The organism is Pseudomonas sp. P5_A12, assembly GCF_056400685.1.
Window position 1 is genome coordinate 1 of record NZ_JBFUKU010000358.1, and the last position, 4,861, is coordinate 4,861.

Here is a 4,861-nt window from a genome sequence, read left to right on the forward strand (position 1 = left end):
TACGGCGGTTCCTGCCTACTGACAAACAACGTAAGCGAGCTTGGTTCCGTTGATGTGTCGCCTGTGGTATCTAAGCGCCCAGACCGGCCCTCGGAGCTTCCGGCTCCTACCTCCTGATGGTCTCGACCCCCGCTACGCGGAGTTTCTGCTTTACGCTCCAACAGAGATCACACCCGACTATCCACTCATGGCAGGTTCAGCCCTTGATTGCTCCGGCTTCGAGCAACTACTACGGCTTCTGCTGACTTCTGTCGCCCATCCCGTCACCTCACGGCGCCGGTAGCACATGGCAGGCTAAACAGATCTCCCAGGGTAATTCGCGCGACCTTCCTGCTTATGCCTGTCGGATCTACGTCACAGCGTTCCGTGCAAGTATTGGGCTTTGAAGATATTGGCCTTCTTACCCCGCTGCACCGCCTAATCCGCTTCCTGTTCGTCAGGCCAGCATTTTGCCTCGGGCTTCCTTCAGATTCGCAGTCACCCGCGACACCCTTGCCTCTGGCTAACACTTCACTGGGCCAGCTCGCGGATAAAACGTGCGCACCCATCAGGATCTGAGGATGGCCACTTCACGGTGAGTTTCCGCGGCCCAAAAGGAACCTCGATGCTGATGGACGTTTGCTGATCGGGCTGGGTTCGGGACTCTAGTTTCATCGGAACGAAAGCGGGCAACKTCGGCGCCTGACGATCACGATAAGCAGGTATCCACTTTCGGACGAGGTTGGCGTTGATGCCGTGGCGCAAGGCTACGCTGGCCATCGACACGCCAGGCTCCAGGCATTCCTGGACGATCTGGGCTTTAAAGGGTTTGGGATAAGAGGTTCGTTGGCGCATGGCAATCCTGACGATAAGGGTGATGGTGTCCACGTATTTTTAAGTGGACACCATCGCCCTTATAGCTGGGATCGGGTAGGTGACTTCGCCGGACGCTTACMAWGWRMYGAAGCAGCCGGCTCGGGGTAGGCCTGGCAATACTAAGAATGGTGAGGCAGTCAGGAAGCTTAAGGCGTCAAAGTTGAGTCAGGCGGAGGCAGGAGAAGCTAGGGTTGGCGAGGTCTACGGTACATCGATATTGGCAAAAGAATTAATACCAACTGAGACGATGACTAAAGCTTCAGGTCGGAGGCGAGATATGAGTGGCTAAGATCTGAAGCCTTTAGCGCATTGGCCATGGGACATATGGATCTCAGTAGAATCAAGATTCGATGGAAAAAGGCTTTCGACTGAAACCAATCTCAAAGATATGCGTAGCCTAGGATCGCTGGTGGACGGATGTGTCCCCTGCGGGAATCGAAACCGCATCTAACCCTTAGGTAGGGCTAGTTCCTCCCGCTCCCCTCTCTTTACTCCCACGCCAGTCAATAGAGGTGTGGAGTACCGTAGACAAGACCTCATTGGCCCTCTTATTAAGTACCTCAGACCAGCGCGCCTTTGAAAATCCATCGAAGCTTCCTCCTCCCACACCTAATAAGGCCTTGAAGAGATAGTTGATATGGCTTGGTCAACGCTTCGCCCGCCAGGGGGTGGCACTGATTAGCGGGCTGGAAAGGACAGCGTATTGTGCATTTCAAAGCGGTGGACAAAAAGGATGAAGTCAGTTCGTACAGCCCCAGCAATCTTCCGCTTTTCATAGGCCGCAAGCTCTTCTGGTGCCTTGGGCTCGGTTTCCTTGGTTGCGCAGTGCCATCGTCTCGACTAGCCGTGAGCTTGTCCTTGATGGACTCAAATCCCTCGTAACAGAGATATGCTCCCCCAATCATGAGCAGCCAGTGAACCGCCGCAGGCAACAGTGCGTTCAACACCAAGGCGCAAGGCACTAGGATTGCTTTGTTTCTCAACGACCCCTTGAATACACGCCAGTAACCTGCTCAGCATTCACCGCCAAGTCATCGCTAAGGACACTCGCAGACTTTTTCGCGGCCACCTTGCTCATGAGGGAGATGTCATCGAGCAGCGTTGCGATGTCATCTAATAGTGCGAACTGGCTGCTGCCGGCCATCTAAGGCTCCTTCCGGTATTTTGCTCCCCGGCCGCTTCAGGCATTCCGGGGCCAATGCTTTCCATACGCTCTCCGTAGGCATCAGAGATGCATCTCGTCATGTGATACGGAAAGCACCTTTACTAGACAATTGACTTACCAGCCGGTTCATCCATGGATGCAGTGAATATTCACGCCCTTGACTGCGCAACGAGATGATTCACTTCATTCCGTGCCTGGAACATTTGACCTGTAAGCCGTCAGAAACGATGTACGGGTGGGTCAACCCGAAATAGAGGTATCAACAGGTGCGATAGTAGATCTCACCTTATCTATCTCTGCCAAGATGACCGAGCTCAGCTTGTGCGGCGACGGATCAAAACTTAACAGCTTCTGCCTGGCACTTGAAATATCAAGATCGCTATTAGGAATTAACTTCTGAAGTTCGGATGCAGCAATTCGAGAGAGACCCAACTCCAAAAACGCGCGCCCGGTATTTGTGCTAACTCCAAGCTCCAAGGCCAACGAAAAATCAAAAATCTCGGGCACCTTGTGCGTGAGACCATTATCATTGAAGATATGTATTAATATATCGTTATAAGCCTTACCCATCTGTACTAATTGAAAACGAACGACATCTTCTATGGTATCAAACGCCTTTTTGATCACCTTACTCGGATCGGCCTCGGCGATACGTTTAACCCTATAATTAGAATCAGCCATGAGATCGAGCTTTTCTTGATTACGTTTCTTCGTGATACGAAGCTTTTCGGATCTGATCTCGTAACTCAAAATAAAGGGGTAGGGTTTACCTTCCATCCATTTCACTGCAATACGGGCAACGTAGCCCCCAAAATTTTTATCAAAACCTTTTATATACCTGAACAATATATTAAAAATTTCTTGGTAGTGACTGAAGGCCGCTCTACCTAGATCCGAGGGGCTTTTAGGTACCACGCTGTCTAAGGTTCCATTGTTGAGGCGCTCAACGAGGTGAGCCATCAACCTGTCCAGCGCGAACAAATCTAATGTCCAGTTTCCTTCTATTACATGCTGAGGCAGCAGTAGCTCTTCAGAGGCCCTATTAGCCGCCTCTTGGATATCCCGGAATTCAAAATAATCTAAAGCCGGGGCGACCCGGATCAGATAATCCGTAACGTCGCCCTGCCGAGCTTTATTCACGAGCATGCCGGCTGATGCAGTTGCATTCCGAGAACGCTCATCCCCTGGCCTGGAATCAAGCTTCCCTTTATTTAACACCGTCAGGACATCCGTAGCATTCTCAGTGACAAACTCAGAAAGCGCGGATCGAATGGTGAATTTGTAGAACGTATCCATGGGCTGCGTACTCCAGGCGTCGTAATCGATGAGGAATACGTTCCCGACTATGTCTTTACCCATGCGCCCTGCTCGACCGGCAAAATTCCAAAGCAGGGCAGGATCCAGCATTACCTTTTCTCCCCGTCCCCTGGCCGGGGTATTTATAAAAACATTGCGAGCAGGAAGATTGATACCCTGAAACAGGGTTGTAGTGCACACCAGGAATTTTATGATACCGGCACGAAATGCTGCCTCAATAGCTTCACGAAGTAGGGATGGCATTTGTCCATAGTGGAAGGCGACTCCCTTCTTAACCATCCCGATCAAGTGATACTCATGGTGTATATGATCTTTAATGAACTCTACCAGCTCATTGGCTCCAGCATCTGCCACATCATCTAAACCTAGAGCAATTGAACCGGCGAGACTTGCCGCCTCGGTAGGCGTCTTTGCATAGACCAGGGATGCACCGCCGCTCCCCAATTCCAATGCGACAGCTGCAAGCTTGCTTTCAACCAAGTCAAGACCGACTTTGCAGGGCATAGTGCCAATAAGAGAGTATCCATGGGCATTGAGCAGCTTGAATTCCAGCTGATTGAGGGCCGGAGTTTTAGATATTACGATGCGGTTTTGCAGCACAGGTGAGACAGTGGTGCTGACTTCCGGAATTCCAGGCATACCTAGGCTTTCCAGTGCATTCGCAAAACCTTGAGCGCCGGGTGCGAGCATCACCACGTGGGTTTTATGATCTCGGGCATAGCATTGCTCAATGCAGTCCTGCAGTATCATCCCCCGGGCGCCATCTGACAAGTTTTGAGCCTCGTCAACAACCACAAAGTTTATCGGAGATGAGGTTATCGAAAGAAGAACTTTAAATCGCTCCTGAGTCAGCACAAAAATTTGTCGAGGCACGCCCTCAAAAGTGGGGATATCTGTGACGCGGATAGTCACGTCACTTGCAAGACGCTCCTTTATTTTCAAATGGACTTCGGACAACAGTGCTCGCGTCGGTGCGATGTAGACAAACACAAAATGTGGAAGCGCCAGCGCATCTCTACACAAGTGTTCGATTACCAGGAATGACTTTCCAGCGGACGTAGGTGCCGATATCGCTAAAGAGCGCCCCTCCTGAAGAGAGTCCCACACCTTACGCTGATAATCGGTAAGAGTAATCGCCGACCCTGCCACCTCAACAGTATTCAGCTGCTCAACAATATTCCTCTGAATCATCCCTAGCAATGTTGAAGGCTTTGTAGAGTGCCGCTTCTCCGCATAAGTCAAACTCGGAAAATTTCCGATCTCTGTCAATATCGTTGCGCACCGTTCAAGTACGCTCGATTCCTGCGAGATCAACATTGCATTAAAAGCAATCGTTTGAGCCAGACTGATATGCAACTCAGAACCAGATTGTGCAAACACTGATGCGCAATATAGCATTTTCCCGATCGCATTCTGATCGGGTATTCCATGCGGCTGCACGACCGAGCCAGGCAGCGCACTGGCAGCACCGCAAGCCTGGAGGTGACCTAGCGCACGTCTGAATTTTTCATTCTGGACAAACCG

2 protein-coding genes and 1 pseudogene are annotated in these 4,861 nt (G+C 51.0%); all 3 read right to left on the reverse strand.

What is annotated here, in order from left to right:
• Nucleotides 1-510: 510 nt before the first annotated feature.
• Nucleotides 511-867: an IS66-like element accessory protein TnpA gene (gene tnpA / locus AC1DSG_RS27735; protein WP_477793731.1), complete on the reverse strand. Its 357-nt coding sequence runs from the start codon at nucleotides 865-867 to the stop codon at nucleotides 511-513.
• Nucleotides 868-1,584: 717 nt separating this feature from the next.
• Nucleotides 1,585-1,999: pseudogene (locus AC1DSG_RS27740) on the reverse strand (DUF808 family protein); the annotation flags it as partial.
• Nucleotides 2,000-2,260: 261 nt separating this feature from the next.
• Nucleotides 2,261-4,861, reverse strand: a 2,601-nt coding sequence (locus tag AC1DSG_RS27745; protein WP_477793732.1) for a DEAD/DEAH box helicase, incomplete at its 5' end; no start/stop codon positions are given.